We start from the raw sequence: 25,261 nt of genomic DNA on the forward strand, positions 1-25,261 counted from the left end.
ACGACGACCGCCGCGACAGCTGGATGAACTGAGCCATGCCCTCTTGTGCATTGCACAGCCATTGTGTTCATCCCACCCGAAGCCGACGAAGAACCACCACCGTTCTAGGTGGAGGATTGCCCCTTGCCCGCGTCGCTGCCCCCGCTGGCCGGCGAGGACCATGTCTGCGCCGCCTGCGGGATGAGCTATTCGGAGACTCGGCTCGATGACGCCACCGGCGTGATCGCCGGCCTGCCGGACGCCGCCCGAAAGGCCGTGTCGGCGATCCCGCGCGAGAAGCGACGGGTCCGGCCCGGCCCCGACGTGTGGTCGGTCGCCGAATACCTCTGCCACCTGCGCGACGTCTACGTCAGCTTCACCATCCGGCTGCACCGCGTCCGCACCGAAGACCAGCCCGCCTGGGAGCCGATGCTCAACGACCTGCGGGCGCGCCGCTTCCACTACAACGACTGCGACATCGACGCCACGCTCGCCGAACTGGCCGCCGCGGTGGCGGGATTCCTGGACGAGGTGGCGCGGGCCAAGGGTCAGGACTGGGACCGCACCGGGACCCGGCTGCCGGGCGAACGGCGCACCGCCCGCTGGCTGGTGCGCCAGGCGATGCACGAGGGCGTGCACCACCTCGGCGATATCCGCAGAATCGGGGAAGGCGCTCCCTCGAACCGGCCCTGAGGCCGCCTTGGCCGCGAATTTGGCTCTGAGCTGGTCGTCCCCTAGACTCTAGGGGTTGCCTTGGGCAGACCTCGGCCGGTGCGAATCGGCCCCGCGTGCCCTTCGGTGACAAAGACCGCGCATGTCAGGTTTTTTGGTGGGCTTTGGCCTGCGTCCTGCCGTGCACACGAAACCAGGTCAGGAGATCGAGTGATTCAGCAGGAATCGCGGCTGAAGGTCGCCGACAACACCGGCGCCAAGGAGATCTTGTGCATCCGGGTGCTCGGTGGTTCGTCGCGACGCTACGCCGGCATCGGTGATGTCATCGTCGCCACCGTGAAGGACGCCATCCCCGGCGGCAACGTCAAGCGGGGGGACGTCGTCAAGGCCGTCGTGGTACGCACGGTCAAGGAGCGTCGCCGCCCGGACGGCAGCTACATCAAGTTCGACGAGAACGCCGCGGTGATCATCAAGCCGGACAACGACCCGCGCGGGACCCGCATCTTCGGGCCCGTCGGCCGCGAGCTGCGTGAGAAGCGGTTCATGAAGATCATCTCGCTCGCCCCGGAGGTGTTGTAAATGAAGGTCCGCAAAGGCGACACCGTCCTGGTCATCGCCGGCAAGGACAAGGGTGCCAAGGGCAAGGTGCTGCAGGCCTACCCGGAACGCAACCGGGTGCTGGTCGAGGGCGTCAACCGGATCAAGAAGCACACCGCGATCTCGAGCAACCAGCGCGGAGCTCAGTCGGGCGGAATCGTCACCCAGGAAGCCCCGATCCACGTCTCGAACGTGATGGTCGTCGACTCGGACGGCAAGCCCGCCCGCGTCGGCTACCGGGTCGACGAGGAGACCGGCAAGCGGGTCCGCATCTCCAAGCGCAACGGCAAGGACATCTAGCATGACGACAACTGAGAAGGTGCAGCCGCGCCTGAAAGAGCGCTACCGCAACGAGATTCGTGATTCGTTGCAGCAGCAGTTCGGCTACGGGAACGTCATGCAGATCCCGACCGTCACCAAGGTCGTCGTCAACATGGGGGTCGGCGACGCGGCACGGGACGCGAAGCTGATCAACGGCGCGGTCAACGACCTGGCGCTGATCACCGGGCAACGGCCCGAGATCCGCAGGGCGCGCAAGTCGATCGCGCAGTTCAAGTTGCGCGAGGGTATGCCGATCGGTGCCCGGGTCACGCTGCGCGGGGACCGGATGTGGGAGTTCCTCGACCGCCTCACCTCGATCGCGCTGCCGCGTATCCGCGACTTCCGCGGCCTGTCGCCCAAGCAGTTCGACGGGGTCGGCAACTACACGTTCGGCCTGGCCGAGCAGTCGGTGTTCCACGAGATCGACGTGGACAAGATCGACCGGGTCCGCGGCATGGACATCAACGTCGTCACCTCGGCGACGACCGACGACGAAGGACGAGCGCTGTTGCGGGCCCTCGGCTTTCCCTTCAAGGAGAACTGAGTAGATGGCGAAGAAGGCACTGGTCAACAAGGCCAACCGCAAGCCGAAGTTCGCGGTGCGCGGCTACACGCGCTGCAACAAGTGCGGCCGCCCACGCGCGGTGTTCCGCAAATTCGGCCTGTGCAGGATCTGCCTGCGCGAGATGGCGCACGCGGGCGAGCTGCCCGGCGTGCAGAAGAGCAGCTGGTAAGAGCCAGGACCCCAAGACCAACCCAGAACAGGTGCGCGACAGGCCCGAACCGGGAACCACCGCGAGGAAGGTACCAACGCTGTCATGACGATGACGGATCCGATCGCAGACTTCTTGACACGTCTGCGTAACGCCAATTCGGCGTATCACGACGAGGTGACGTTGCCGCACTCCAAGATCAAGGCCAACATCGCCCAGATCCTCAAGAGTGAGGGCTACATCAGCGATTACCGGACCGAAGACGCTCGGGTGGGCAAGTCGCTGATCGTCCAGCTCAAGTACGGACCGAGCCGGGAGCGGAGCATCGCCGGACTGCGGCGAGTGTCCAAGCCCGGTCTGCGGGTGTACGCGAAATCCACCAACCTGCCGCGCGTGCTCGGCGGCCTGGGCGTGGCGATCATCTCGACCTCCTCGGGCCTGCTGACGGATCGCCAGGCGGCCAGACAGGGCGTGGGCGGCGAAGTCCTCGCGTACGTGTGGTGAGGGAGTAGACATGTCGCGCATTGGTAAGCAGCCGGTTCCGGTTCCCGCCGGGGTCGACGTAACGATCGACGGTCAGCACGTCGAGGTGAAGGGGCCCAAGGGCAGCCTGAATCTGACGGTGGCCGAACCGATCACGGTGGAGCGCAACGAGGACGGCGCGATCGTGGTCGCCCGCCCCAACGACGAGCGGCGCAACCGCTCGCTGCACGGGCTGTCGCGCACGCTGGTGTCCAACCTGGTCACCGGCGTGACCGAGGGCTACACCACCAAGATGGAGATCTTCGGGGTCGGTTACCGCGTGCAGCTCAAGGGCGCCAACCTCGAGTTCGCGCTGGGCTACAGCCATCCCGTGGTGATCGAGGCGCCCGAGGGCATCACGTTCGCGGTCCAGTCACCGACGAAGTTCTCCATCTCCGGCATCGACAAGCAGAAGGTCGGCCAGATCTCGGCGAACATCCGCCGCCTGCGCCGTCCCGACCCGTACAAGGGCAAGGGCGTGCGCTACGAGGGTGAGCAGATCCGCCGCAAGGTCGGAAAGACAGGTAAGTAGTCATGGCGCAAAAACAAGCTGACACCGCCGCGCGAAAGCCGGTGGGGCAGAGCGTGTCCGCAACTCGTCGGGTCTCCCGGCTGCGCCGGCACGCCCGACTGCGCAAGAAGATCGCGGGCACCCCGGAGCGTCCGAGGCTCGTCATCAACCGCTCCGCGCGACACATTCACGTGCAACTGGTCAACGACGAGAACGGCACCACGGTGGCCGCCGCGTCGTCGATCGAGGACGACGTGCGCGGCCTGCAGGGCGACAAGAAGGCCCGCAGCGTGCGGGTGGGGCAATTGATCGCCGAGCGCGCCAAGGCCGCCGGCGTCGACTCCGTGGTCTTCGACCGCGGCGGGTACACCTACGGCGGACGGATCGCGGCGCTGGCCGATGCCGCGCGCGAGAACGGATTGAGTTTCTAGATGATCAAGAGCCTGAACAAGACCGGAAGGACCGCATAATGGCGGAACAGTCAGCCGGCGGCCCCGAGGCCCGCGGCGACAACCGCGACTCGCGCGGCGACAACCGCGACAGCCGCGGTCGGCGCGACGGCGGCGGCCGTGGTGGCCGCGACCGCGACGGCGACAAGAGCAACTACCTGGAGCGGGTCGTCGCCATCAACCGTGTCTCCAAGGTGGTCAAGGGTGGTAGGCGCTTCAGCTTCACTGCATTGGTCATCGTGGGCGACGGCAACGGCATGGTCGGCGTCGGCTATGGCAAGGCCAAGGAAGTTCCGGCCGCCATCGCCAAGGGCGTGGAAGAGGCGCGCAAGGGCTTCTTCCGGGTGCCGTTGATCGGCGGCACGATCACGCACCCGGTGCAGGGTGAGGCGGCCGCGGGTGTGGTGCTGCTGCGCCCGGCCAGCCCCGGTACCGGTGTGATCGCCGGTGGCGCGGCGCGTGCGGTGCTGGAATGCGCTGGGGTGCGCGACATCCTGGCCAAGTCATTGGGCAGCGACAACGCGATCAACGTGGTGCACGCCACCGTCACCGCGCTCAAGCTGCTGCAGCGTCCCGAGGAGGTGGCCGCCCGGCGCGGACTGCCCATCGAGGATGTCGCCCCGGCCGGAATGCTGAGGGCGCGACGTGAAAGTGAAGCGCTGGCCGCCAGTGCCGCGCGCGAGGGAACGGCACCGCAATGAGCCAGTTGAAGATCACCCAGGTGCGCAGCACCATCGGGGCCCGCTGGAAGCAGCGGGAGAGCCTGCGCACGCTGGGCCTGCGGCGGATCCGCCACTCGGTGATCCGTGAGGACAACCCACAGACCCGTGGCCTCATCGCGGTGGTCAATCACCTCGTTGAGGTGGAGGAGACACAGTGACCATCAAGCTGCACGACCTGAAGCCGGCGCCCGGGTCGAAGACGGCCCGCACCCGCGTCGGCCGCGGTGAGGGGTCCAAGGGCAAGACCGCCGGCCGCGGCACCAAGGGCACCAAGGCCCGCAAGAACGTGCCGGCCACCTTCGAGGGTGGGCAGATGCCGATTCACATGCGGCTGCCCAAGCTCAAGGGGTTCCGGAACCGGTTCCGCACCGAGTACGAGATCGTCAACGTCGCCGACATCAATCGGCTGTTCCCGAAGGGCGGCTCCGTCGGCGTGGACGACCTGGTGGCCAAGGGCGCGGTCCGCAAGAACGCGTTGGTCAAGGTCCTCGGCGACGGCAAGCTGACCGTCAAGGTCGACGTGACGGCGCACAAGTTCAGCGGCAGCGCCCGCGAGAAGATCACCGCCGCGGGCGGCTCGGTCACCGAGCTCTGATCAAGCCAGCCGCGGAATGACCTCCGCGGCAAGGCGTTCCATCTGTTCGCGGTTCTCGCCGACGTCGACGCCCACGGGATTGAGCAGCAGGTACTCGGCGCCCGCGTCGATCACCGCACGCAGCCCGCGCACCACGTCGTCGGGCGTGCCGGACACCGGCACGTCCTCGACGCCGGGCATCGTGCCGTAGATCCGCCGCAGCCCCGCGAGCACGCGGGTCCGGGCCCGCGCCGCGTCGTCGTCGACCATCAGGTAGACGCGTTTGCCGATGGTGAAATGCGCCGGATCCCTTTGCTGTTCGCCGAGTTCGCGGCGCACGACGCTGACGGCCCCGGCGAACGCCTCGGTGGTCGACGAACCCGCGCCCAGGAACGAGTCGCCGTGGCGCACCGCCCTCGCCAGGGCCTTGGGCGCCAGGCCGCCGAACCAGATGGGCGGGTGCGGCCGCTGCACCGGCTTGGGCTGGATCGGCACGTCGTCGACGTCGCGGAACCGGCCGTGGAACGTCACCCGGGGCTCGTCGGACCAGGCGGCCTTCATCAGCTTCAGGCCCTCGGTGAAATACGAGATGTACGTGTCCTTTTCGACGCCGAACGCGGCGAACCTGCGAAAGCCCCCGCCGGTCCCGACGCCGACGTCCAGCCGGCCGTGGCTGAGCCGGTCGACCGCCGTGACGGATGACGCCAGCTGCAGCGGATCGTGCAGCGACGTCACCAGGACGGCGACCCCCAGACGAAGGCGCTCGGTGCAGGCCGCGCAGTAGGCCAGCAGCTCGAGCGGCGCCAGCAGCGGTGCGTCGCCGATGATCTGCTCGAGGACCCAGCCGCCCTCGAACCCGAGTTCCTCGGCGCGGAGCAGGTAGGCGCGCAGCCCGTCGGCGTCGAACCGGTCGTAGTCGAGCTGGGGGATGGCGATGGCGAACCTCACCCCACCACCGTACGGGCGCGGTGTCGGTACGCTGCAGACATGTTCGCCTTCCTGCCCTCGCTTCCCGGGGTCGACGACGTCCGCGCGCTGGCCGGGCGCGTCGACACCGCCCGCCACCACGGCGTGCCCAACGGCTGCGTGCTCGAGCTCGACCTGCGCTCGGCCCCACCCGAGGCGACGGGGTTCGACCCGCTGGCGCTCTTCACCGGCGGCAGGCCGATGGCGCTGCGCGACGCGATCGCCGCCATCCATCGCGCGGCCGAGGACCCGCGGGTCGCCGGGCTGATCGCCCGCGTGCAACTGGCCGCGTCGCCGCCGGCGGCCGTGCAGGAGCTGCGCGAGGCCATCGCCGCCTTCACCGCCGCCAAGCCGTCACTGGCCTGGGCCGAGACCTATCCGGGCACGCTGTCCTACTACCTGGCCTCGGCGTTCGGCGAGGTGTGGATGCAGCCCTCGGGAAGCGTCGGGCTGATCGGCTTCGCCAGCAACGCCACCTTCCTGCGCGACGCGTTCGACAAGGCGGGCATCGAACCCCAATTCGTCGCGCGCGGCCAATACAAGTCGGCGGCAAACCGTTTCACCGAACACGGCTTCACGACGGCTCACCGCGAGGCCGTCACCCGGATGCTGGAAAGCCTGCAGGAGCAGGCGTGGCGGGCGATCGCCGAATCGCGCAAGCTCGACCCGGGCGCCCTCAACACGCTGGCCGACCGCGCCCCGCTGTTGCGGGACGACGCCGTCGCGGCCGGTTTGCTCGACCGGATCGGATTCCGCGACGAGGCCTACGCGCGCATCGCCGAACTGGTTGGGGTGAAGGACGTTTCGGACGAGACCGCCCCGCCGCGGCTGTTCCTGTCGCGCTACGCGGGCGCGGCCCGCCCCCGGCTGGCCGCACCCAAGCCGCCGGTGCCCGGTCGCCGGCCCAAGCCGACCCTGGCCGTCGTCACGCTCGACGGCATGATCGTCGACGGCCGCGGCGGGCCCCAGTTCCTGCCGCTGGGCACCGCGACCGCGGGCGGCGACACCATCGGAGCGGCGCTGCGGGAGGCCGGCGCCGACGACTCCGTGTCCGCGATCGTGCTGCGGGTGAACAGTCCCGGCGGCACGATCACCGCCTCGGAGAGCATCTGGCGCGAGGTGACCCAGGCCCGCAAGCGCGGCAAGCCGGTGGTGGCCTCGATGGGCGCGGTCGCCGCGTCCGGCGGCTATTACGTCTCGATGGGGGCCGACGCGATCGTCGCCAACCCCGCGACGGTCACCGGCTCGATCGGTGTCATCACCGGGAAGTTGGTGATCCGCGACCTGTTGGACCGGTTGGGCGTCGGGTCGGACACGGTGCGCACCAACGCCAATGCCGACGCGTGGTCGATCGACGCGCCGTTCACGCCCGAACAGCAGGCACACCGGGAGGCCGAGGCGGACCTGTTCTACGCGGACTTCGTGCAGCGGGTCGCCGAGGCGCGCAACCTGACCGCCGAAGCCGTCGATCGCGTTGCGCAGGGCCGCATCTGGACCGGCGCTGACGCCCTCGAGCGGGGCCTGGTCGACGAGCTCGGCGGTTTCCGCACCGCGGTGCGCCGGGCCAAGATCCTGGCCGGATTGGACGCGGACACCGATGTCCGCGTGGTGAGCTATCCGAGCTCGTCGCTGCTGGACATGGTGCGACCCCGGGCCTCGTCGCAACCGGCCGCCGCTTCGCTGCCGGCTGCGCTGGCCGCGCTGCTCGGCCGCACCGTCAGCGGCATCGTGGACAACGTCGAACAGGCGCTGAGCGGCGCCAGCGTGCTGTGGCCGGGGCCGTCGCGGTTCTAGCGGCTAGCCGGTGAGGCCGCCGCTGATGAAGATGATCTCGCCGAGCGGGTCGTCGTTTTGCGGTGGCGGCACCTCGATGCCCTGGCGGTGGAACAGTTCCGTCCGGGTGGTGCCCTCGACGTCCCACCGCTTGGACCGCAGGTAGTCCAGGACGTGGTTGCGTTCGCCGGCGTAGACCAGCGACGCCATGTCGATGTCCACGCCGTGGTCGCGGAAGGAACCGGACATCTCCCGCACCCTGTCGGCATCGAAATCGATGATTCCGGGCACGAATTCGGTGGCGATGGTGCTGCCGGGCACGCTGAGCGCCGTGATGTTGTCGAACAACCGGTCCTGGGCCTCGGGCGGCAGGTAGATCAGCAGACCCTCGGCCAGCCACGCCGTCGGCGCGGTCGGGTCGAATCCGGACGCCTTCAGCGCCGCCGGCCAGTCCGCGCGCAGGTCGATCGGCACGGTGCGCCGCGTCGCGGTCGGTTCGGCGCCGATGCCGGCCAATGTGCCCGTCTTGAATTCGATGACCCGGGGCTGGTCGATCTCGTAGACCACCGTGCCATCGGGCCACGGCAGCCGGTAGGCGCGCGCATCCAACCCCGATGCGAGGATGACCACCTGCCGGACCCCCGCGGCGGTGGCGTTCATGAAGTAGTCGTCGAAATACTTGGTGCGCACCGCCATTCCGTCGACCATCGCCTGCATGCGCACCTGCGAGGTGTTCTCGATCGCGTCGAGGTCGAGCTCGCCGTCCATCATCTTGGTGAAGAAGTCGACCCCCACCGCGCGCACCAGCGGTTCGGCGAACGGGTCGTGGATCAGGCCGCGGGGATCCTTGGTGGCCATGGCGCGCCCGGCGGCCACCATGGTCGCGGTCGCGCCCACACTGGACGCCAGATCCCACTCGTCGTCGTGAGCGCGTGACATAGGCGCAACCCTAGCCAATCCGCTACGCGAGCGTCGCGGCGACGTAGCTCAACTCGCCGAAGGTGGCCGCCATCTCGTCTGCGGGGAAGTCGAACCCGTTCTGGGCGTAGAGCTCTCGCGCCGGATGGGTCGTCACCCGCCAGCCGTGGGTGCTGAGGTAGTCGACGACTACGTTGCGCTCGCCGCGGTAGAACAGGTCGGCCGCGTTGAGGTTGAGACCGAGACGCTGCCACCGTTCGCTGATGCGCTGCAACCGCTCCTCGGAGAACACGTTCGGGTCCGGCACGTGTTCGGTCGCCAGCCGGCTGCCCGGCGCGCTGAGCGCGGTCACGTTGTCGAACAACCGGTCCTGGGCCTCGGGCGGCAGGTAGGGGAGCAGCCCCTCGGCACTCCACGCGGTCGGTTGCGCCACGTCGAAGCCGCCGTCGCGCAACGCGGCCGGCCAGTCGTCGCGCAGGTCGATGGCGATCGTGCGGCGCTCGGCGGTCGGGGCGGCGCCGAGGCCGGCCAGCGTGTCGGTCTTGAACGCGATGACCTGCGGCTGGTCGATCTCGTAGACGACGGTGCCCGCCGGCCACCGCAACCGGTAGGCGCGCGTGTCCAGGCCGGACGCCAGGATGACCGCTTGTCGCACACCGTCTTTGGTGGCGCCGGTGAAGAAGTCGTCGAAGAACCGGGTGCGAACCGTGATCTGCTCGGCCCGCGACTTGCGGTTGAACAGCGGGTCGTCCTCGAAGTCGACGTGCCCGTCGACGATGCGGATGAAGGGCTCCAGGCCGACGGCGCGGACCAGTGGCTCGGCCAGCGGATCGTCGAGCAGCGCGTTGGGTCCCTGCGAGGCCACCGCGCGCGATGCCGCCACCATGGTGGCCGTCGCGCCCACGCTGGACGCAGGTCCCCAGCTGTCGCCGTCGCTACGTCCCTGGCTCATCGCGTGCCGCTCACGTAGAGCATCTCGCCCATGCGCATGTCGTCGTCCTCGAGTGGCGGAAGGCCGTTGGCCGCGAACAACTCCCGGATGCTGACCTTGTGCAGCCGCCACCCGTGGTCGGCGAGGTAGGGCGCCGCTTCGTTGCGGTCCCCGAAGTAGACGAGCCCCGCCATGTCCAGGTCGAAACCGTGCGCGCGCCAGCGTTCCGAGATGTGCTGCATGCGTTCCTTCATCTTGTCCTCGTCCCCGGGCTCCCGGTTGGGCGCGCTTTCGACGGCCACGCGGCTGCCCGGCGCGCTGAGGTCGGTGATGGTGTCCAGCAGGCGATCCTGCGCCTCCGGCGGCAGGTAGCCGAGCAGGCCCTCGGCGCTCCACGCGGTCGGCTGGGCGGGGTCGAATCCGGCGGCCCGCAACGCGGCAGGCCAGTCGTCGCGCAGGTCGACGGCGACCACCCGGCGGTCGGCGGTGGGCGCGGCGCCCAGTTCGGCCAGGGTGCGCGACTTGAAGTCGATCACCTGCGGCTGGTCGACCTCGTAGACGACGGTCCCGGCCGGCCAGTCCAGCCGGTAGGCGCGGGCGTCCAGGCCGGAGGCCAGGATCACGGCCTGCTTGATGCCCGCCCGCGTCGCGTCGAGGAAGAACTCGTCGAAGAACCTGGTGCGCACCGCCATGTTGTCGGCCATGCGGGACATCGCGCCGGTGGACCCGGTCGCGCCGTCGTGCGCGTCGTTCAGCTCGTCCGGGTTCACCTCGCCGGTCGCCAGCCGGGTGAGCAGGTCCACGCCGACGGCCCGGACCAGCGGCTCGGCGAACTGGTCGTTGATCAGCGGACGGTCGGCGCGCGTCGCCACGGCGCGGGCGGCGGCGACCATCGTCGCGGTCACCCCGACGCTGGACGCCAGGTCCCAGGTGTCGCCCTCGTACCGGGTAGAAGTCATGTCTGCCCCAATTCAGAAGTAGTTAAGCTAATATTTAGCCAATATAACAAGCTTCTACCACTGTACGCTTCCCGCGATTCGCGGCAACCTTGACTGATGGCTGATCGGGTACTCATCACGGGTGCGTCGTCCGGGCTGGGCGCGGCCCTGGCCCGCCGGTTGGCGGCCGGGAGGGCGGTGGTGGGGCTGGTCGCGCGCCGCCGCGACCGGCTGGGCGAGGTGCTGGCCGACTGCCGGCGCACGTCGCCGGCGTCGGCGATGTGGGTGGCCGACCTGGCCGACACCGCCGCGCTGGATGGCCTGGCCGCACGTGCCTGGGACGAGCTCGGTGGCGTCGACGTGCTGATCAACAACGCCGCCGTCCCGAAGCGCCGCCCGGTCACCGCGCTGACCCCCGGCGAGGTGGAAGACGTGATGCGGGTCAACTTCTTCGCACCGATGCGGCTGACGCTGGCCCTGCTGCCGCGCATGGTGGCCCGTGGATCCGGCCTGATCGTCAATGTGTCGAGCGTCGGCGGCCGGCTCGGCATCATTCACGAGTCCGCCTATTGCGCAAGCAAATTCGCGCTCTGCGGCTGGAGCGAGGCGATGGCCGTGGACCTGTACGGCTCCGGCGTCTCGGTGAAGCTGATCGAGCCGGGTCCCGTCGACACCGAGATCTGGGACCACCCCGGCAGTGAGGAACCCCTGTACCAAGGGCCCAAGGTGCCCGCCGACGAGGTGGCCGACGGCATCATCGCGGCGCTGGACGGCGACGGCTTCGAACACTATGTGCCGGACATGAAGGCGGTCGTCGACGCCAAGAACGCCGACCTGGACGCGTTCATCGCGGGCGCGGCGGGGATGGCTCCCCGATGAGGGCGCTGGTGTATGGCGTGCCGCCGGAGCCGTTCGAGGTGCCCGACGGGGCCAACACGCTCACCGCAAATTTGGGCCGCACCCCGACCGCGCTGCGCGACGTGCCGGAACCGCAACTGCCGCATGATGATTGGGTGCTCACCCGGCCACGGCTGACCGGCATCTGCGGCTCGGACTCCAAACAGATCCTGATGGATTTCGGCGAGGGCGACGCCGACAACGCGATGTCGTCCTTCTGTTCCTTCCCACAGGTCATGGGCCACGAGGTGGTCGCCGACGTGGTGGCGCTGGGCCCGAACGCCCGTGGAGTGGAAGTGGGGCAGCGGGTGGTGCTCAACCCGTGGCTGTCCTGCGGGCCCCGCGGCATCTCCCCGCCCTGTCCGGCCTGCGAGGACGGCGACTACAGCCTGTGCTGGAGCTTCACCGACGGCGGCATCAAGCCCGGCATTCACACCGGGGTCTCGGCCGACGTGACCGGCGGCTACGCCGAGCTGATGCCGGCCCACGACAGCATGCTGTTCGGCGTGCCGGATTCCATCCCCGACGAGGCGGCCGTGTTCGCCGATCCGCTTTCGGTGTCCCTGCATGCGATCACCCGCCACCCGCCGCCGGGATCGGGCCGCGTCCTGGTGTACGGCGCCGGCTCGCTGGGGCTGTGCGCGGTAGCCATCCTGCGGGCGCTCTACCCGGGCGTGGCCGTCGCGGTGGTGGCGCGGTTCGAGGCCCAGAAGGAACTGGCCCGACGGTTCGGGGCCGCCCTGGTGCTGGATCACGAGCCGCGCCAGGCCGTCATCGAGGAGGTGGTCGCGTGGGGCGGTGGCCGTCTGCGGCGGCCGCTGCTGGGTCTGCCGATGGCGCATCCCGGGGCCGTGGACGTCGTCTACGACACCATCGGTAAGCCGGAGACCTTCGAGGTGGGCGTGCGGGTGCTCCGCTCCCGCGGGACGCTGGTGAAGTCCGGCGTGCACGCGCCGGGCCGCTGGGAGTGGAGTCCGTTGTATTTCAAGGAGATCGCCCTGGTGGGCTCCAACGCCTTCGGCGTCGAGGAGGTCGAGGGCCGGCGCAAGCACGCCATCGCGCACTACCTCGACCTGGCCGCCTGCGGCCGAATCGACCTGCGCCCCATGCTGACACACACCTTTCGGCTCGATCAATGGCGCGACGCGTTCCTGGCGATCGCCAACCAGGCCGACAGCGGCGCCGTCAAGGTCGCGTTCGACCTGCGCTAGGCCGGATGTCGCGCACCCCGTTGATCGCGATGTCGATGGCGCGTTCGACCGCGACGCGCAGCTGTTGGCCGTCGTCACCCCCCTGCAGGCACACCAGCGCAGCGGCGATCGCCGCCCCCATGACCGAGCCGATGACGGCCGCGGCGGCCGTCGGATCGAGCGTGTCGGGATAGGCGCTTTGCAGAGCCCGGGCGAGTTGGGTCTCGGCGAGGAAGTAGCGATGCAGCGTGGCCGCTTGGACGGCGGGCACCGACATGATCATCGGCAGCCGGACTCCGGCCAGGCCACCCTCGACCTCCTCGGTGAGGGCGTCGGCCAGCATGTGCTGCATTGCGGCCACGAGGACCTGGGCCATCGGGGCATCCGGTCCGCGCCGCTCGATCAGCGCAACCGCGGCGTCGATCCGCCGCGCCAGGTGCGGGAAAAGGACTTCGTCCTTGCTCGTGAAGTAGTTGAAGAAGGTCTTGGTGGAAACGCCTGCGGCCGCGGCGATCTCGGCCACCGTCGTCCGTTCGTAGCCCTTCGCCTCGAACAGGCGCATGGCCGCGATGATCAGTTCCCGCCTGGTCCGCTGCCGCTTGCGTTCCCGCAGGCTTGTCCCGTCGGCCGTGATCGATCCTTTCCAATTATTACATTAAATGTAAGCTTATACCAGATGTAATTTTTCTGGCGTGGGCGCACCGGAGAGGACTGGGTCATGCAGCGGTTCGAGGGCGCGGTGGCGATCGTCACCGGCGGCGGGATGGGTTTGGGCGAGGCGCTGAGTGAGGAGCTCGGGCGTCGCGGTGCCACGGTCGTGGTCGCCGATGTCGACGGCGACGCCGCCCGTCAGGTGGCGGGGCGCCTCGAGCAAAGCGGGGCGGACGCAGCCGCCGTGCGGGTGGACATGGCCGACGAAACCGAGGTGGCCAAGCTGGTCGACGGCGCAGTGGCCGAATACGGACGCGTCGACTACATGATCAACAACGCCGGCATCGCGATCGGCGGGGATTCGCGCGACCTCTCGATGCAGCAGTGGCGCCGCGTGCTCGACGTCGACTTGCTCGGCGTGGTCTACGGGACGATGCACGCGTATCAGGTCATGGCGCGCCAGGGCCACGGCCACATCGTGAACATTTCATCGCTCAGTGGGCTGGTTCCGCAGCCGGGCAACGTTCCCTACTGCACCAGCAAGCATGGGATCGTGGGACTTTCGCTTTCGCTGCGCGCCGAGGGAGCGGACCTCGGCGTGCGGGTCAGCGCGGCATGCCCGGGCGACATGAAGACGAAAATCTACGACAACATGGTCGTGGTCAACATGCCGCGCGAGCGGGTGGCGACGCTGAGCCGGCGCACTCATTACCTGATGCCCCAGATGAGCGCGCCGGCCGCGGCCCGCGCGATACTGCGTGGTGTGGACCGCAACCGGCCGCTGATCGTGTTTCCCGCTGCGGTTCAGGTCATTTGGCACTTGTACCGCCGGTTCCCGGGCCTGTTCTATCGAATCAATGTCCACCGCATGAGGGTGTTTCGCAGCCTCCGGATTGATCAGGGGCGCGTGGCGCGGTAGTAGTTCAATTGCCCCAGGACGCGGTGGGGCGTCGACGCGACCTCGGCGCACTCGAACCCCGCGGCGCTCAGGAGTCGGGGGATCGCGTCGCCGAGGTTGCCGGCCGCGTGCGGGTTGCGCCTGATGAGCCGCGCCAGCGGGCCGTGGTCGGCGGTCGCGCCGCCGCCGATGTCGACCAGGTGCAGCCGGCCGCCCGGGCGCAGCACCCGGAAGATCTCCTCCGCGGCAGTGGCTTTCGCGTCGGCGCTGACATGGTGCAGCATCATCGACGACAACACCCGGTCGAACTCGCCGTCGGTGTAGGGCAGCCGCTCGGCGTAGCCCTGTTCGAAGCGGATGTCGTTTGATTTGCGCCGCGCCCGGTCCAGTGCCCTCGGGTCCGGGTCACATCCCGTCACCTCGACGGCCGGGTGGGCGCGTTTGACGCGGGTGGTGAGATTACCGGTGCCGCAGCCGATTTCCAGTACGCGCTGGCCGTCGGCGAATTCGGCCTGCGCGATCAGGGTGTCGTAGACCTTCGGCATTCCCAGCAGGCGCGCGAACAGGTCGTAGCAGGGCAGCAGCGCGTCGTGCCCGGCGGCAGGCAGATAGTCATGTGGATGATGTTTTGTCATACACTTCATGATGAGACGCTGATTCACAGGCAAGGTGGCCGATCTTTGGCAAAACTAGGACGATATTTCGCACCATGACCCAACCCGCCCGGATGATTCGGCACCGCAGGGGCGTGCCGATCTACGAGTATCGGACCGGTCCGGACACGCCTCCGGTGTCGGTGCTACGGGCCGGGCGGGAAGACTTGCCCGAGCAACGCCGCCACATTCACGAATTCCCGGCGCTCTGGTACAGCCCCGGGCCGGGCTATGTATATGTACTGGCGGCGGGTGAGGTGATCGACCCCGCCCAGGTTGTGGGCCTTATCGATGTCGGGGTCGGGGTGTTCTTCGATCCCGCGGCGCTTGGCGAGGCCGGGCGATCGCCATGGCCGGCGTGGCGGGCGCATCCGCTGCTGTTCCCGTTCCTGCACGGCAGATCCGGAGGACTGCTGCGGCTGGAGGTCCCCGCCGACCGCCGGTCGGCGTGGGAGGGCGCCATCGCGTCGATCGAAACCGAATTGAATACGCGCCGAGAGGGTTACCAGCAGGCGTCGCTGGCGCATCTCACGCTGCTGCTGATCGACCTCTCCCGGTTGGCGGTCGACGTGGTCGGCGACCTGCGACGCAGCGGCGAGCCACTGCTGGCCGAGGTCTTCGAGGTGATCGACCGTCGCCTCGCCGAGCCGTTGTCGCTGCGCGACGTGGCGGGCGAACTCGGCATCACGGCGGGACACCTGACCACAGTGGTGCGTCGCCGCACAGGACGCACGGTGCAGGAGTGGATCATCGAGCGCCGGATGGCCGAGGCCCGGACGTTGCTGGCCGAAACGGACCTGCCGATCGCGGAGGTCGCGGGGCGGGTCGGGATCGGCGACCCCGGCTACTTCAGCCGGCTGTTCGGCCGTACGCATGGCGTCGCGCCGCGCGTGTGGCGCGGTTCAAACCGTTAGCGCCCCTTTAGATCCCGTGATCGGCAGGTCGGTCGGCGTGATGACGCCTGGCCCCGCGTCGCACAGGAACGGGATGGCGTTGACCGCGGCCACGGCGGTGCTGTCCATCAGCACCGTCATCGCGTCCTGCCCGGCCTCGCCGAACCGGATCGTCGCGTCGACGCGCGGTTTGCCCTCGATCACCACGCTGAACCCCTCGGGGTCGCTCCACTGCGGGTCGAGCGCGTCGTTGCTCATCGTCCAGCAGATGGCAAGCTCGACCACCGGCCGGCCCCCGAGCAGGCCGCGATAGGTGCGGCGCTGCCCCCCGATGGTGCCGGCGGCGAAGTCCACCCACCCCAGCTCCAGATCGCGGGTCAGCACCGCCGGTTCGACGAACGCCTCCTTGGCGTCGAGTTGCACACCGAGCATGGCGGCGATCATGTCCAGCGTCTCGAAGTAACCGAGGCCGTATCGCTGCGTCGCCGGGTCGATGTGCGTCACCGGCTCCCGCGGTGTCTTGCCGAATCCCAGCACTTTCCATACGTCCCACACGGGATACGTTGTGCAGTCCAGCGTTTCGACGAGCGTGACTTTGTCGACCCGCCGGCACGCGCCGGTGAGGAAGCCGGCGACGACGTTGATGAAGCCCGGCTCGAACCCGGTCCCGAGGAAGGTCGCACCGCCCCGCTGCGCCGCCTCTTCGAGCGCCGGGAGCTCCACCGGGTGATGGGTGCCGGTCAGGAAGTCGCCCGTGGTGACGACGTTGATGCCGGCGCGCAGCATCCTGAGCACCAGGTCGTAGTCGATGGCTCGCGGCATGTAGCACACGCAGTCGGGGCGAAGCTCGATCAGCGCGTCGGCGTCGTCGGTGGCGGCGACGCCGACCGTGGCCTGCCCGGCCAGCTCGCCCGCGTCGCGGCCCACCTTGTCCGGCCCGAAGGCGTGGACGCCGACCACGTCGAAGTCGTCGCGGTCCAGCAGGACGCCGAGCGCGCGCTTGCCGATGTTGCCGGTCGACCACTGGACCACTCGGTACGGCGCCATGCCTCACACCGTATCGATGTCGAGCCAGCGGTCGATGTCGAACTGATCGTCGACGGCGCGGATCGTGGCGCCGCCGTGGCCGGGGTAGTGCGCGGGGATCACGGCGGCATTCGCTCCGACCGCCTCGGTGAAGATCCGCCTGCGGGTCACCGCGGCGGCGGGCGCGTCGATGTCGAAGGCGCAGGCGTCGGCGGGCCGGCGGAGTTGCAGTGGGCTGTGGGTGAGGTCGCCGACGAACACGGCCGGCTGGCCGGCGTCCAGCCACAGCACCGAGGAGCCCGGCGTGTGTCCGGGGGCGGGCCGCAGCCGCAGCGACGGGCTGATCTCGTAGTCGTCGGACCATTGGACGAGCTGGCCTTCGATGGGTGCGACGCTGTCCGCGAACACGAGCTGGTCGCCGCGCTGCTGGGCCGCCTCCTCCTCGCTGCGCGGCGTGCGCGCTGCCGCGGGGCCGTCGGGTGCGAAGTGGCGGTAGTCGGCGGCCGGGACGACGTAGCGGGCGTTCGGGAAGGTCGGGACCCACGCGCCGTCCTCGAGCATCGTGTTCCACCCGACGTGGTCGGAGTGGATGTGGGTGTTGACCACCACGTCCACCGCGGCGCGGTCGACGCCCGCGGACCGCAGGGCGCCCAGGAATCCGGTGTTCAGGTGGTCCAGGGGCGGCATGTGCGGGCGCGAGCGGTCGTTGCCGACGCCGGTGTCCACCACGACGGTCAGCCCGTCGACCTCGATCACCCAACTCTGGATCGCGATGTGCCACTGGTCGGTCGACGGGTCGAAGAAGTCGGGCTCCAGCAGGTCGGCGTTGTCCCGCCAGCCCGACGGCGGCGTGTGCGGGAAAAACTGCGCCCCCAAGTCGAATCGGAGTTCGAGTACCCGCGCCACGCTCGCGCGGCCGAACCGGACCGGGCGCATCAGGCGTTCGCGCGCAGGTAGCCGTAGACGGCGGCGAAGTTGCGGTTGACGTCTTCGGGGATGGGCACCGGGCCACCGAGGGCCCTTGCGCCCCAAACGATTTGGGCGGTCCGCTCGACCAGGGCGGTGATGTGCAGCACCTTGTCCGGGCGCGGCCCCACCGCCACCAGGCCGTGGTTGGCGATCAATGCGGCGCCCCGGCCGTCGAGCGCCTTGACGGCGTTGGCGCCGACGTCCGGCGTGCCCGACGCGGCGTACTCGGCACAGCGGACGTCCCCGCCGCAGTACACCGCGAACTCGTCGATGCAGGCCGGAATCGCCTGGTGCGCAATGGCGAACATGGTCGCCCACACCGGGTGGCTGTGGATCACACTGCCGATGTCGTCGAACGCGTGGTAACAGGCCAGGTGCAGCTGCAGCTCCGAGGACGGCGACCGGCCCTCGGCCGCCTGCAGCACGGCGCCGTCCGGGTCTATCAGCACGAGGTCGTCGAGCTGCATGTCGCGGTAGTCGACCGACGACGGCGTGATGACGATGTTGCCGTCGGAGCGTCGCGCGGAGATGTTGCCCGCGGTTCCCTCGACCAGGCCCCTGCGCAGCATGTCCTTGGCCGCGTCCAGCACCGCCGTTTCGGGGTTGTCTACGGATTTCATGGGCCGAGCACCTCCGGGTTGACGACGTGGGCGGGCGTCATGCCGGCCAGCAGCGCCTCGAGGTCGTCGGCCACCATCTGCGCCTGCCGAGCCTCAGTGTTCCACGTGGCGCCGCCGATGTGGGGCGTCAGGACGACGTTGGGCATGCCGACCAGCGGGTGATCGGATGCCAGCCACTCGCCGACGAAGTGGTCCAGGCCGGCGGCGGACACCTTGCCGCCGCGCAGCGCGTCGACCAGTGCGTCGGTGTCGTGCAGCTGGGCGCGGGCGGTGTTGAGGAAGACCACGCCGTCGCGCATGGCGGCGAACTGCTCGGCGCCGATCATGCCGACGGTGTCGTCGGTGACGGGGGCGTGCATGGAGACGACGTCGGCCTCGGCGAGCAGTTCGTCCAGGCCGTGCCGGGCCTCGTCGTTGTACGGGTCGTGGGCGATGACCCGCAGGCCCAGGCCGGACAGCCGCCACGCGGTGGCGCGGCCGACGGCGCCGAGGCCCACCAGCCCGGCGGTGCGCCCGGCGACCTCCCAGCCGCGGAACCGCTGATAGGGGATGGTTCCGTCGCGAAAGATGTTGCCGCTGCGGACATCCGAGTCTGCGGGCAGCAGCCCGCGGGTGACGGCCAGCAGCAGCGCCACTGTCATCTCGGCGACCGCGTCGGCGTTGCGGCCCGGGGTGTTCAGCACCGGGATCCCGGCCGCGGTGGCGCCGGCGATGTCGACGTTGTTGGGGTCGCCGCGGGTGGAGGCGATCGCCCGCAGGCCCAGGCCGAAGACCGGGCCGGCCACCGAGTCGCTTTCCACCACAACGACATCGGCGGCCTCGGCGGTGATGCGCTCGGCGAGTTGTTCGGCGCTGTAGATCCGCAGCGGTGTCTGCTCGATCCAGGGGTCGTAGACGACGTCGGCGAGTTCGCGGAGCTTGGCGAAACCCGGCCCGCGCAGCGGGGCGGTCACCAGGGCGCGCGGTCTTGACGTCACGAACCCCAATGCTGGCGTACGGTGACGCCCGTGTCACGTGAAGGCGTCACAATCGGCATCGACGTCGGCAGCACCGCGGTCAAGGCGGTCGCCGCGGACGCCGACGGCCGGGTGACGGCGCGGGCGCGGATCCCGCACCAATTGCGGGTGCCGACGCCCGGCCGGCTGGAGCACGACGCGGGCGAGGCGTGGCGGCGGGGACCGGTGGTGGCGCTCGACCAGCTGGACCGTCCGGACGCGAGGGCGGTCGCCGTGTCGGCGATGGTGCCGTCACTGACGGCCGTCGACGCCGAGGGTGCGCCGATGACGCCCGGGCTGCTCTACGGCGACGAACGCGGCCGGGTTCCGGAACAGGACCCGCAGCCGCTGCCCGCGCTGGGCGAGGCCGCCGAGTTCCTGCGCTGGACCGCCGGCGAGGCGCCCGGCGCGGCCGGGTACTGGCCGGCGCCCGCGGTGGCCAATTACGCGCTGGCGGGCGAGGCGGTGATCGACTTCGCCACCGCCGCCACCGCTTACCCGCTGTTCGACGGGACCGGCTGGAATCCCGAGGCGTGCGCCGAACGGGGCGCCCGGCCCGACCAGATGCCCCGGGTGGAGAGCATGGGCGCCGCCGTCGGGCGGGTGCGGGGCGGCGGCGCCGCGCTGGGGATCGGCGCGATCGACGCGTTGTGCGAACAGATCGTGGCGGGCGCCGACCGCGACGGCGACGTGCTGGTGCTGTGCGGCACCACGTTGATCGTGTGGACCACCATCGCAGAGCCCCGGCAGGTGCCCGGACTGTGGACCATTCCCCACACGGCCGCGGGCAAGAACCAGATCGGCGGGGCCAGCAATGCCGGCGGGCTGTTCCTCGGTTGGGTGGACCGCGTCGTCGCACCCGCCGACCCGGCCGCGGCGCTGCCCGGGCGGGTGCCGGTGTGGTCGCCCTACATCCGCGGGGAGCGCACCCCGTTCCACGACCCGGATCGCCGGGCCGTGCTCGAAGCCCTCGACCTCACCCACGACGCCGCCGCGCTGCGCCGGGCCGCCTACGAGGCGTCCGGCTTCGTGGTCCGCCAGCTCATCGAGCTCGGCGGGGCGCCGGCGGCGCGGATCGTCGCCACGGGCGGCGGCACCCGGGTCGGGCCGTGGATGCAGGCCATCGCCGACGCCACCGGGCGGCCGGTCGAGGTGTCCGCGGTTCCCGAGGGGGCGGCGCTGGGCGCGGCCTTCCTCGCGCGGATCGCGGCGGGCCTGGAAACCTCGATCGCCGACGCCGCGCGCTGGGCCCGCACCGAGCGCGTCGTCGAACCCGACCCCGCCTGGGCGGCCTCGGTCGAGGACCGCTACCGACGGTTCCTGGAGCTGGGAAACCGGCGATGTAGCGCGCTTCCCCCACCGGCGTTCTAGGCTGGTGCAATGACCGACCACGACCGCAAAGCCGCCCGTCGCGAGATCGCCGATGCTCTGCTGAAAGCCCTTGAACGGCGGCACGAGATCGCCGATGTCGTCGTGGAGTCCGAGAACAAGGCGGCCGCGGTCGAGGCGATCGTCCGGCTACTCGACACCTCCCACGTGGCCGCCGAAGCGGTGATGGGAATGTCGTTCGACCAGCTCACCATCGACTCGCGCCGCAAGATCCTGACCGAACTCGAGGACCTGAACAAGCAGCTGAGCTTCACCCTCGGCGAGCGGCCGGCCAGCTCCGGGGAGACCCTGGAACTGCGGCCCTTTTCCGCCGATAAGGACCGCGACATCTTCGCCGCCCGCACCGAGGACATGGGCGCGGCGGGCGACGGTTCCGGTGGGCCGGCCGGCAACCTCGACGACGAGATCAGCGCGGCGCTCGGACGGCTCGACGACGAGGAGGCCGCCTGGTTCGTGGCCGTCGACTCCGGCGAGAAGGTCGGAATGGTGTTCGGCGAGTTGCTTGGCGGCGAGGTGAACGTGCGGATCTGGATTCACCCCGAACACCGCAAGAAGGGCTACGGCACCGCCGCGCTGCGCAAGTCGCGCACCGAGATGGCGTGGTGCTTCCCCGCCGTGCCGATGGTGGTGCGTGCCCCGGCCGCCAGGCCCAGCTAGCGGGTCGCCGCCATCGGGTTAACTCAGCGTCGCGGAGACGGTGACGATGTTGCGCAGCTGCGACGTGTCGTCCTCGGGGAAGACCAGACCGTAGTCGGCGAAATACTCGCGGCGCTCGCGTGTGCTGACCTGCCAGCCGTGGCCTGACAAGTACTCGACGACGTTGCTGCGCTCGCCCTCGAAGAACAGCCCGGACAGGTCGATGTCGCAGCCCAGGTTCGCCCACCGCTCGTTGAACTGATTGGCGCGTTCGGTCATCGTCCGGCCCGAATCGCCGTGGAATTCGGTCGCCAGCTTGCTGCCGGGGGCGCTGAGCTCGGTGATGTTGTCGAAGAGCCGGTCCTGGGCCTCGGGCGGCAGGTACATCAGCAGCCCCTCGGCGCTCCACGACGTGGGCTGTGCCGGGTCGAAACCGCTGCGCCGCAACGCTTCCGGCCAGTCGTCGCGCAGGTCGACGCTGACGGTCCGGCGTTCCGCGGTGGGAGTGGCGCCCAGCTCGGCCATAGTGGCGGTCTTGAATTCGACCACCTTGGGCTGGTCCACCTCGTACACCACGCTGCCGGGCGGCCAGCTCAACCGGTACGCGCGCGCGTCGAGGCCGGCCGCGAGGATCACCGACTGGCGGATGCCGTCGCGGGCGCCGTTGAGAAAGAAGTCGTCGAAGAAGCGAGTGCGCACGGCCATCGAATCGGTTTCCAGCTGCAAGTTTCGTTCGCCGTCTTGGACGTCCCCCGGGGCCAACTCACCGTCGACCAGGCGGCGAAAGAACTCCAGCCCGACGGCTCGCACCAGGGGCGCCGCGAACGGGTCGTCGATGATCGGGTCGGTGCCCTCGCTGGCCAGCGCGCGGGCCGCGGCGACCATGGTGGCCGTGGCACCGACGCTGGAGGCCAAGTCCCAGCTGTCTTGGTCAGTGCGTGTCATGGTGCTCCTATTTATTTAGCAAATGCAACGAGCCAACTGAACTCTACCTCCGGTGGCTTACGGCTTCCTGTGCATTTATGGGCGGTCGCCGACGGCCGTGGACGGCGTCACCCAATCCAGCTGTTAGTCTCGTACACGGTTTTACGCGCTTTAGATAAAGCGGCCGTACGTCCTGGCCTGCGGGTGTTGGGCGCGGAATGCAGGAGACCCCCCGGCTGCGCAGGAGGAAGAGTGCTTTCGGCTTTCATCTCATCGCTGCGGACAGTCGACCTGAGACGGAAGATCCTCTTCACGCTGGGCATCGTCGTTCTCTATCGGCTGGGCGCCGCTTTGCCGTCCCCGGGCGTCAATTTCCCGAACGTCCAGCAGTGCATCAAGGAGGCCAGCGGTGGCGCGGCCGGCCAGATCTATTCGCTGATCAACCTGTTCTCCGGCGGTGCGCTGCTGAAACTGACGGTGTTCGCGGTGGGGGTGATGCCCTACATCACCGCCAGCATCATCGTGCAGCTGCTCACGGTGGTCATCCCGCGGTTCGAGGAACTGCGCAAGGAGGGCCAGTCCGGCCAGGCCAAGATGACGCAGTACACCCGCTACCTGGCGATCGCGCTGGCCATCCTGCAGGCGACCAGCATCGTGGCGCTGGCGGCCAATGGCGGGCTGCTGCAGGGTTGCTCGCTGGACATCATCGCCGACCAGAGCATCTTCACGCTGGTCGTCATCGTGATGGTGATGACGGCCGGCGCGGCGCTGGTGATGTGGATGGGTGAGCTGATCACCGAGCGCGGCATCGGCAACGGCATGTCGCTGCTGATCTTCGTGGGCATCGCGGCGCGCATCCCGTCCGAGGGCAAGACCATCCTGGACAGCCGCGGCGGGGCGATCTTCGCCGCCGTCTGCGTCGCCGCCCTGGTCATCATCGTCGGCGTGGTGTTCGTCGAACAGGGCCAGCGCCGGATCCCCGTGCAATACGCCAAGCGCATGGTGGGCCGGCGCATGTACGGCGGAACGTCGACCTACCTGCCACTGAAGGTCAACCAGGCCGGCGTCATCCCGGTGATCTTCGCGTCGTCGCTCATCTACATCCCGCACCTGATCACGCAGTTGATCCGCAGCGGCAGCGGCGGCGTGGGCAACAGCTGGTGGGACAAGTTCGTCGGCAGTTACCTGTCCGATCCGAGCGACCCGATCTACATCAGCATCTACTTCGGGCTGATCATCTTCTTCACGTACTTCTACGTGTCGATCACGTTCAACCCCGACGAGCGCGCCGACGAGATGAAGAAGTTCGGCGGCTTCATTCCCGGCATTCGCCCGGGCAAGCCCACCGCCGATTACCTGCGCTATGTGCTGAGCCGGATCACCCTGCCGGGCTCGATCTACCTCGGCGCGATCTCGGTGCTGCCCAACTTGTTCCTGCAGATAGGCAATGGCGGAGCGGTCCAGAATTTGCCGTTCGGCGGTACCGCGGTTTTGATCATGATTGGTGTCGGTTTGGATACGGTCAAGCAGATCGAAAGCCAGCTGATGCAGCGCAACTATGAAGGGTTCCTGAAGTGAGAGTCGTTTTGCTCGGGCCGCCGGGGGCGGGCAAGGGAACGCAGGCCCAGAAGCTCTCCGAAAAGCTCGGGATCCCGCACATTTCCACCGGTGAGCTCTTCCGCAGCAACATCGAGAACGGCACCAAGCTCGGCCTGGAGGCCAAGCGCTACCTGGACGCCGGTGATCTGGTGCCCTCCGAGCTGACCAACCAGCTCGTTGACGACCGCCTCAGCGATTCCGACGCTGGCGGCGGCTTCGTCCTGGACGGGTATCCCCGGTCGACGGAGCAGGCCAAGGCGCTGCACCGGATGCTCGAACGCCGGGGCACTGACATCGACGCGGTGCTCGAGTTCCGCGTCTCGGAGGACGAGCTGCTGGAACGGCTCAAGGCCCGCGGCCGCGCGGACGACACCGACGACGTCATCCTGAACCGGATGAAGGTCTACCGCGACGAGACCGCGCCGCTGCTGGAGTACTACCGCGACGAACTCAAGACGGTCGACGCCGTCGGCACCATGGACGAGGTGTTCGCCCGCGCCCTGCAAGCGCTGGGCAAGTAATCGTGCGCCCGCTGGCCCGGCTGCGGAGTCGCAAGATCGTGCCGCAGCGCACCCCCGACGAACTCGACGCGATGGCGGCGGCGGGGGCGGTGGTCGCGGCGGCGCTGCAGGCGGTGCGGGGGGCCGCGGTTCCCGGCGTGTCGACCCTGGGCCTCGACCAGATCGCCGAGTCGGTGATCCGGGAGGCGGGCGCGATCCCCTCGTTCCTCGGCTATCACGGTTACCCCGCCTCGATCTGCGCCTCGGTGAACGAGCGGGTGGTGCACGGGATCCCGTCGGCCGGAGAGATTTTGGCGCCGGGTGACCTGGTGTCCATCGACTGCGGCGCGGTGCTGGACGGCTGGCACGGCGACGCCGCGATCACATTCGGCGTCGGGACCCTCGACGCGGCCGACCAGGCGCTCTGCGACGCGACCAGGGAATCGCTGGAGGCCGGGATCGCGGCGATGGTGCCCGGCAACCGGCTGACCGATGTCTCGCACGCCATCGAAACGGGCACGCGCGCGGCCGAGGGCCGGCACGGGCTCGCGTTCGGCATCGTGGAGGGCTACGGCGGCCACGGCATCGGCCGGCACATGCACATGGACCCGTTCCTGCCCAATGAGGGCTCGCCGGGGCGCGGCCCGCTGCTGGCGCCGGGGTCGGTGTTGGCGATCGAACCGATGCTGACGCTGGGGACGGGCAAGACCGTGGTGCTCGACGACGAGTGGACCGTCACCACCTCCGACGGCTCCCGTGCGGCACACTGGGAACACACCGTGGCCGTCACCGACGCCGGTCCGCGCATCCTGACGCTGGCCTAAACCGGCGACTG

General features: G+C 69.3%; 32 protein-coding genes. 21 read left to right on the forward strand and 11 right to left on the reverse strand.

From position 1 onward, the window contains the following. The first annotated feature begins 123 nt into the window (after window positions 1-123). The 11 genes from A5701_RS13955 to rplO all read left to right on the forward strand — a co-directional run bounded on the left by A5701_RS13955 (window position 124) and on the right by rplO (window position 5,081). Window positions 124-672: a DinB family protein gene (locus tag A5701_RS13955; RefSeq protein ID WP_067754262.1), complete on the forward strand. Its 549-nt coding sequence runs from the start codon at window positions 124-126 to the stop codon at window positions 670-672. Between the two features lie 189 nt (window positions 673-861). Then, entirely contained in the window at window positions 862-1,230 is a 369-nt protein-coding gene (rplN, locus tag A5701_RS13960) for a 50S ribosomal protein L14 (RefSeq protein ID WP_003403649.1), read from the forward strand. Further along, the gene (gene rplX, locus A5701_RS13965; protein ID WP_067273078.1) at window positions 1,231-1,548 is read left to right on the forward strand and encodes a 50S ribosomal protein L24; all 318 of its coding nucleotides are present in this window, start codon (window positions 1,231-1,233) and stop codon (window positions 1,546-1,548) included. It begins immediately after the preceding gene. A 1-nt stretch (window position 1,549) separates the two neighbouring features. Further along, on the forward strand, window positions 1,550-2,113 hold the full coding sequence (gene rplE / locus A5701_RS13970) for a 50S ribosomal protein L5 (RefSeq protein WP_065441097.1): 564 nt from the start codon (window positions 1,550-1,552) through the stop codon (window positions 2,111-2,113). Window positions 2,114-2,117: 4 nt separating this feature from the next. Beyond that, window positions 2,118-2,303, forward strand: coding sequence for a type Z 30S ribosomal protein S14 (locus A5701_RS13975; RefSeq protein WP_067273083.1), 186 nt, complete (start codon window positions 2,118-2,120; stop codon window positions 2,301-2,303). A gap of 84 nt (window positions 2,304-2,387) precedes the next feature. Next, complete coding sequence (gene rpsH, locus A5701_RS13980) at window positions 2,388-2,786, forward strand: 30S ribosomal protein S8 (RefSeq protein WP_007167852.1); 399 nt, start codon at window positions 2,388-2,390, stop codon at window positions 2,784-2,786. Window positions 2,787-2,796: 10 nt separating this feature from the next. Then, window positions 2,797-3,336, forward strand: coding sequence for a 50S ribosomal protein L6 (gene rplF / locus A5701_RS13985; RefSeq protein WP_067754265.1), 540 nt, complete (start codon window positions 2,797-2,799; stop codon window positions 3,334-3,336). A gap of 41 nt (window positions 3,337-3,377) precedes the next feature. Next, window positions 3,378-3,746, forward strand: a complete 369-nt coding sequence (gene rplR / locus A5701_RS13990) for a 50S ribosomal protein L18 (protein WP_073879405.1) — start codon at window positions 3,378-3,380, stop codon at window positions 3,744-3,746. A gap of 38 nt (window positions 3,747-3,784) precedes the next feature. Further along, a complete protein-coding gene (gene rpsE, locus A5701_RS13995; protein WP_067273089.1) occupies window positions 3,785-4,465 on the forward strand; it encodes a 30S ribosomal protein S5 in 681 nt (226 codons plus the stop codon). Beyond that, on the forward strand, window positions 4,462-4,644 hold the full coding sequence (rpmD, locus tag A5701_RS14000) for a 50S ribosomal protein L30 (protein WP_067754267.1): 183 nt from the start codon (window positions 4,462-4,464) through the stop codon (window positions 4,642-4,644). The genes rpsE and rpmD overlap by 4 nt, the downstream gene beginning before the upstream one ends. Then, window positions 4,641-5,081, forward strand: coding sequence for a 50S ribosomal protein L15 (rplO, locus tag A5701_RS14005; protein WP_067754270.1), 441 nt, complete (start codon window positions 4,641-4,643; stop codon window positions 5,079-5,081). Before rpmD ends, rplO begins: the two co-directional genes overlap by 4 nt. Here rplO and A5701_RS14010 read toward each other — a convergent pair whose 3' ends face one another. Further along, on the reverse strand, window positions 5,082-6,008 hold the full coding sequence (locus tag A5701_RS14010; RefSeq protein WP_067754272.1) for an LLM class flavin-dependent oxidoreductase: 927 nt from the start codon (window positions 6,006-6,008) through the stop codon (window positions 5,082-5,084). Window positions 6,009-6,047: 39 nt separating this feature from the next. Here A5701_RS14010 and sppA point away from each other — a divergent pair, with 39 nt between their 5' ends. Next, entirely contained in the window at window positions 6,048-7,820 is a 1,773-nt protein-coding gene (gene sppA / locus A5701_RS14015; protein ID WP_067754278.1) for a signal peptide peptidase SppA, read from the forward strand. Window positions 7,821-7,823: 3 nt separating this feature from the next. Here sppA and A5701_RS14020 read toward each other — a convergent pair whose 3' ends face one another. The 3 genes from A5701_RS14020 to A5701_RS14030 are packed head-to-tail and all read right to left on the reverse strand — an operon-like array spanning window position 7,824 to window position 10,607. After that, on the reverse strand, window positions 7,824-8,738 hold the full coding sequence (locus A5701_RS14020) for a class I SAM-dependent methyltransferase (RefSeq protein WP_067754282.1): 915 nt from the start codon (window positions 8,736-8,738) through the stop codon (window positions 7,824-7,826). Between the two features lie 22 nt (window positions 8,739-8,760). Beyond that, window positions 8,761-9,669, reverse strand: a complete 909-nt coding sequence (locus A5701_RS14025) for a class I SAM-dependent methyltransferase (protein ID WP_067754286.1) — start codon at window positions 9,667-9,669, stop codon at window positions 8,761-8,763. Then, complete coding sequence (locus A5701_RS14030) at window positions 9,666-10,607, reverse strand: class I SAM-dependent methyltransferase (protein WP_067754290.1); 942 nt, start codon at window positions 10,605-10,607, stop codon at window positions 9,666-9,668. The genes A5701_RS14025 and A5701_RS14030 overlap by 4 nt, the downstream gene beginning before the upstream one ends. 96 nt (window positions 10,608-10,703) lie before the next feature. Between A5701_RS14030 and A5701_RS14035 the strand changes: the two genes are divergently transcribed. Together A5701_RS14035 and A5701_RS14040 are read left to right on the forward strand one after the other, a co-directional pair. Beyond that, window positions 10,704-11,465, forward strand: a complete 762-nt coding sequence (locus A5701_RS14035; protein WP_067754293.1) for an SDR family oxidoreductase — start codon at window positions 10,704-10,706, stop codon at window positions 11,463-11,465. Then, window positions 11,462-12,694, forward strand: coding sequence for a zinc-binding dehydrogenase (locus A5701_RS14040; RefSeq protein WP_067754300.1), 1,233 nt, complete (start codon window positions 11,462-11,464; stop codon window positions 12,692-12,694). Before A5701_RS14035 ends, A5701_RS14040 begins: the two co-directional genes overlap by 4 nt. Here the strand turns inward: A5701_RS14040 and A5701_RS14045 are convergent. Further along, window positions 12,669-13,235 (reverse strand): TetR/AcrR family transcriptional regulator, encoded by a 567-nt coding sequence (locus A5701_RS14045; protein ID WP_082969748.1) that lies wholly within the window; start codon window positions 13,233-13,235, stop codon window positions 12,669-12,671. The genes A5701_RS14040 and A5701_RS14045 overlap by 26 nt on opposite strands. A gap of 156 nt (window positions 13,236-13,391) precedes the next feature. On the opposite strand from A5701_RS14045, the gene A5701_RS14050 reads away from it, so the two are divergent. Then, entirely contained in the window at window positions 13,392-14,243 is an 852-nt protein-coding gene (locus A5701_RS14050; RefSeq protein WP_067754307.1) for an SDR family oxidoreductase, read from the forward strand. Here the strand turns inward: A5701_RS14050 and A5701_RS14055 are convergent. Then, window positions 14,222-14,857: a class I SAM-dependent methyltransferase gene (locus tag A5701_RS14055; RefSeq protein ID WP_082969749.1), complete on the reverse strand. Its 636-nt coding sequence runs from the start codon at window positions 14,855-14,857 to the stop codon at window positions 14,222-14,224. The genes A5701_RS14050 and A5701_RS14055 overlap by 22 nt on opposite strands. 74 nt (window positions 14,858-14,931) lie before the next feature. On the opposite strand from A5701_RS14055, the gene A5701_RS14060 reads away from it, so the two are divergent. Next, window positions 14,932-15,789, forward strand: coding sequence for an AraC family transcriptional regulator (locus A5701_RS14060; RefSeq protein ID WP_067754313.1), 858 nt, complete (start codon window positions 14,932-14,934; stop codon window positions 15,787-15,789). Here A5701_RS14060 and A5701_RS14065 read toward each other — a convergent pair. The 4 genes from A5701_RS14065 to A5701_RS14080 are packed head-to-tail and all read right to left on the reverse strand — an operon-like array spanning window position 15,778 to window position 19,360. Then, window positions 15,778-16,815: a dihydrodipicolinate reductase gene (locus tag A5701_RS14065; RefSeq protein WP_067754315.1), complete on the reverse strand. Its 1,038-nt coding sequence runs from the start codon at window positions 16,813-16,815 to the stop codon at window positions 15,778-15,780. The two genes, A5701_RS14060 and A5701_RS14065, sit on opposite strands and share 12 nt — an antisense overlap. 3 nt (window positions 16,816-16,818) lie before the next feature. After that, a complete protein-coding gene (locus A5701_RS14070; protein WP_067754318.1) occupies window positions 16,819-17,730 on the reverse strand; it encodes an MBL fold metallo-hydrolase in 912 nt (303 codons plus the stop codon). Then, complete coding sequence (locus A5701_RS14075; RefSeq protein ID WP_067754323.1) at window positions 17,730-18,383, reverse strand: L-fuculose-phosphate aldolase; 654 nt, start codon at window positions 18,381-18,383, stop codon at window positions 17,730-17,732. The genes A5701_RS14070 and A5701_RS14075 overlap by 1 nt, the downstream gene beginning before the upstream one ends. After that, window positions 18,380-19,360 carry an NAD(P)-dependent oxidoreductase gene (locus tag A5701_RS14080; protein WP_067754326.1) on the reverse strand — a complete coding sequence of 327 codons (981 nt, stop codon included), beginning with the start codon at window positions 19,358-19,360 and terminating at the stop codon, window positions 18,380-18,382. Before A5701_RS14080 ends, A5701_RS14075 begins: the two co-directional genes overlap by 4 nt. Window positions 19,361-19,390: 30 nt before the next feature. On the opposite strand from A5701_RS14080, the gene A5701_RS14085 reads away from it, so the two are divergent. Beyond that, on the forward strand, window positions 19,391-20,749 hold the full coding sequence (locus tag A5701_RS14085; RefSeq protein WP_067754580.1) for an FGGY-family carbohydrate kinase: 1,359 nt from the start codon (window positions 19,391-19,393) through the stop codon (window positions 20,747-20,749). Window positions 20,750-20,758: 9 nt separating this feature from the next. Next, complete coding sequence (locus A5701_RS14090) at window positions 20,759-21,424, forward strand: GNAT family N-acetyltransferase (protein ID WP_067754331.1); 666 nt, start codon at window positions 20,759-20,761, stop codon at window positions 21,422-21,424. Window positions 21,425-21,442: 18 nt separating this feature from the next. On the opposite strand, the gene A5701_RS14095 is transcribed toward A5701_RS14090, so the two are convergent. Continuing rightward, on the reverse strand, window positions 21,443-22,348 hold the full coding sequence (locus tag A5701_RS14095; protein WP_067754334.1) for a class I SAM-dependent methyltransferase: 906 nt from the start codon (window positions 22,346-22,348) through the stop codon (window positions 21,443-21,445). Between the two features lie 231 nt (window positions 22,349-22,579). Between A5701_RS14095 and secY the strand changes: the two genes are divergently transcribed. The 3 genes from secY to map are packed head-to-tail and all read left to right on the forward strand — an operon-like array spanning window position 22,580 to window position 25,250. Further along, window positions 22,580-23,905, forward strand: coding sequence for a preprotein translocase subunit SecY (gene secY, locus A5701_RS14100; protein ID WP_055405236.1), 1,326 nt, complete (start codon window positions 22,580-22,582; stop codon window positions 23,903-23,905). Then, window positions 23,902-24,447 carry an adenylate kinase gene (locus tag A5701_RS14105; RefSeq protein WP_067754338.1) on the forward strand — a complete coding sequence of 182 codons (546 nt, stop codon included), beginning with the start codon at window positions 23,902-23,904 and terminating at the stop codon, window positions 24,445-24,447. Before secY ends, A5701_RS14105 begins: the two co-directional genes overlap by 4 nt. 2 nt (window positions 24,448-24,449) lie before the next feature. Further along, on the forward strand, window positions 24,450-25,250 hold the full coding sequence (gene map, locus A5701_RS14110) for a type I methionyl aminopeptidase (protein ID WP_067754341.1): 801 nt from the start codon (window positions 24,450-24,452) through the stop codon (window positions 25,248-25,250). Window positions 25,251-25,261: the final 11 nt, after the last annotated feature.

It is taken from the genome of Mycobacterium sp. E3305 (genome assembly GCF_001666785.1).
In the GTDB taxonomy this organism is placed as follows: domain Bacteria; phylum Actinomycetota; class Actinomycetes; order Mycobacteriales; family Mycobacteriaceae; genus Mycobacterium.

Excerpts from the sequence above, each read along its gene's own strand:
- rplX (WP_067273078.1), top strand. The coding sequence starts at position 1,231 with ATGAAGGTCCGCAAAGGCGACACCGTCCTGGTCATCGCCGGCAAGGAC.
- rplE (WP_065441097.1), top strand. The coding sequence starts at position 1,550 with ATGACGACAACTGAGAAGGTGCAGCCGCGCCTGAAAGAGCGCTACCGC.
- A5701_RS13975 (WP_067273083.1), top strand. The coding sequence starts at position 2,118 with ATGGCGAAGAAGGCACTGGTCAACAAGGCCAACCGCAAGCCGAAGTTC.
- rpsH (WP_007167852.1), top strand. The coding sequence starts at position 2,388 with ATGACGATGACGGATCCGATCGCAGACTTCTTGACACGTCTGCGTAAC.
- rplF (WP_067754265.1), top strand. The coding sequence starts at position 2,797 with ATGTCGCGCATTGGTAAGCAGCCGGTTCCGGTTCCCGCCGGGGTCGAC.
- rpsE (WP_067273089.1), top strand. The coding sequence starts at position 3,785 with ATGGCGGAACAGTCAGCCGGCGGCCCCGAGGCCCGCGGCGACAACCGC.
- rpmD (WP_067754267.1), top strand. The coding sequence starts at position 4,462 with ATGAGCCAGTTGAAGATCACCCAGGTGCGCAGCACCATCGGGGCCCGC.
- sppA (WP_067754278.1), top strand. The coding sequence starts at position 6,048 with ATGTTCGCCTTCCTGCCCTCGCTTCCCGGGGTCGACGACGTCCGCGCG.
- A5701_RS14020 (WP_067754282.1), bottom strand. The coding sequence starts at position 8,738 with ATGTCACGCGCTCACGACGACGAGTGGGATCTGGCGTCCAGTGTGGGC.
- A5701_RS14025 (WP_067754286.1), bottom strand. The coding sequence starts at position 9,669 with ATGAGCCAGGGACGTAGCGACGGCGACAGCTGGGGACCTGCGTCCAGC.
- A5701_RS14030 (WP_067754290.1), bottom strand. The coding sequence starts at position 10,607 with ATGACTTCTACCCGGTACGAGGGCGACACCTGGGACCTGGCGTCCAGC.
- A5701_RS14035 (WP_067754293.1), top strand. The coding sequence starts at position 10,704 with ATGGCTGATCGGGTACTCATCACGGGTGCGTCGTCCGGGCTGGGCGCG.
- A5701_RS14040 (WP_067754300.1), top strand. The coding sequence starts at position 11,462 with ATGAGGGCGCTGGTGTATGGCGTGCCGCCGGAGCCGTTCGAGGTGCCC.
- A5701_RS14045 (WP_082969748.1), bottom strand. The coding sequence starts at position 13,235 with ATGCGCCTGTTCGAGGCGAAGGGCTACGAACGGACGACGGTGGCCGAG.
- A5701_RS14050 (WP_067754307.1), top strand. The coding sequence starts at position 13,392 with ATGCAGCGGTTCGAGGGCGCGGTGGCGATCGTCACCGGCGGCGGGATG.
- A5701_RS14055 (WP_082969749.1), bottom strand. The coding sequence starts at position 14,857 with ATGACAAAACATCATCCACATGACTATCTGCCTGCCGCCGGGCACGAC.
- A5701_RS14060 (WP_067754313.1), top strand. The coding sequence starts at position 14,932 with ATGACCCAACCCGCCCGGATGATTCGGCACCGCAGGGGCGTGCCGATC.
- A5701_RS14065 (WP_067754315.1), bottom strand. The coding sequence starts at position 16,815 with ATGGCGCCGTACCGAGTGGTCCAGTGGTCGACCGGCAACATCGGCAAG.
- A5701_RS14070 (WP_067754318.1), bottom strand. The coding sequence starts at position 17,730 with ATGCGCCCGGTCCGGTTCGGCCGCGCGAGCGTGGCGCGGGTACTCGAA.
- A5701_RS14075 (WP_067754323.1), bottom strand. The coding sequence starts at position 18,383 with ATGAAATCCGTAGACAACCCCGAAACGGCGGTGCTGGACGCGGCCAAG.
- A5701_RS14090 (WP_067754331.1), top strand. The coding sequence starts at position 20,759 with ATGACCGACCACGACCGCAAAGCCGCCCGTCGCGAGATCGCCGATGCT.
- A5701_RS14095 (WP_067754334.1), bottom strand. The coding sequence starts at position 22,348 with ATGACACGCACTGACCAAGACAGCTGGGACTTGGCCTCCAGCGTCGGT.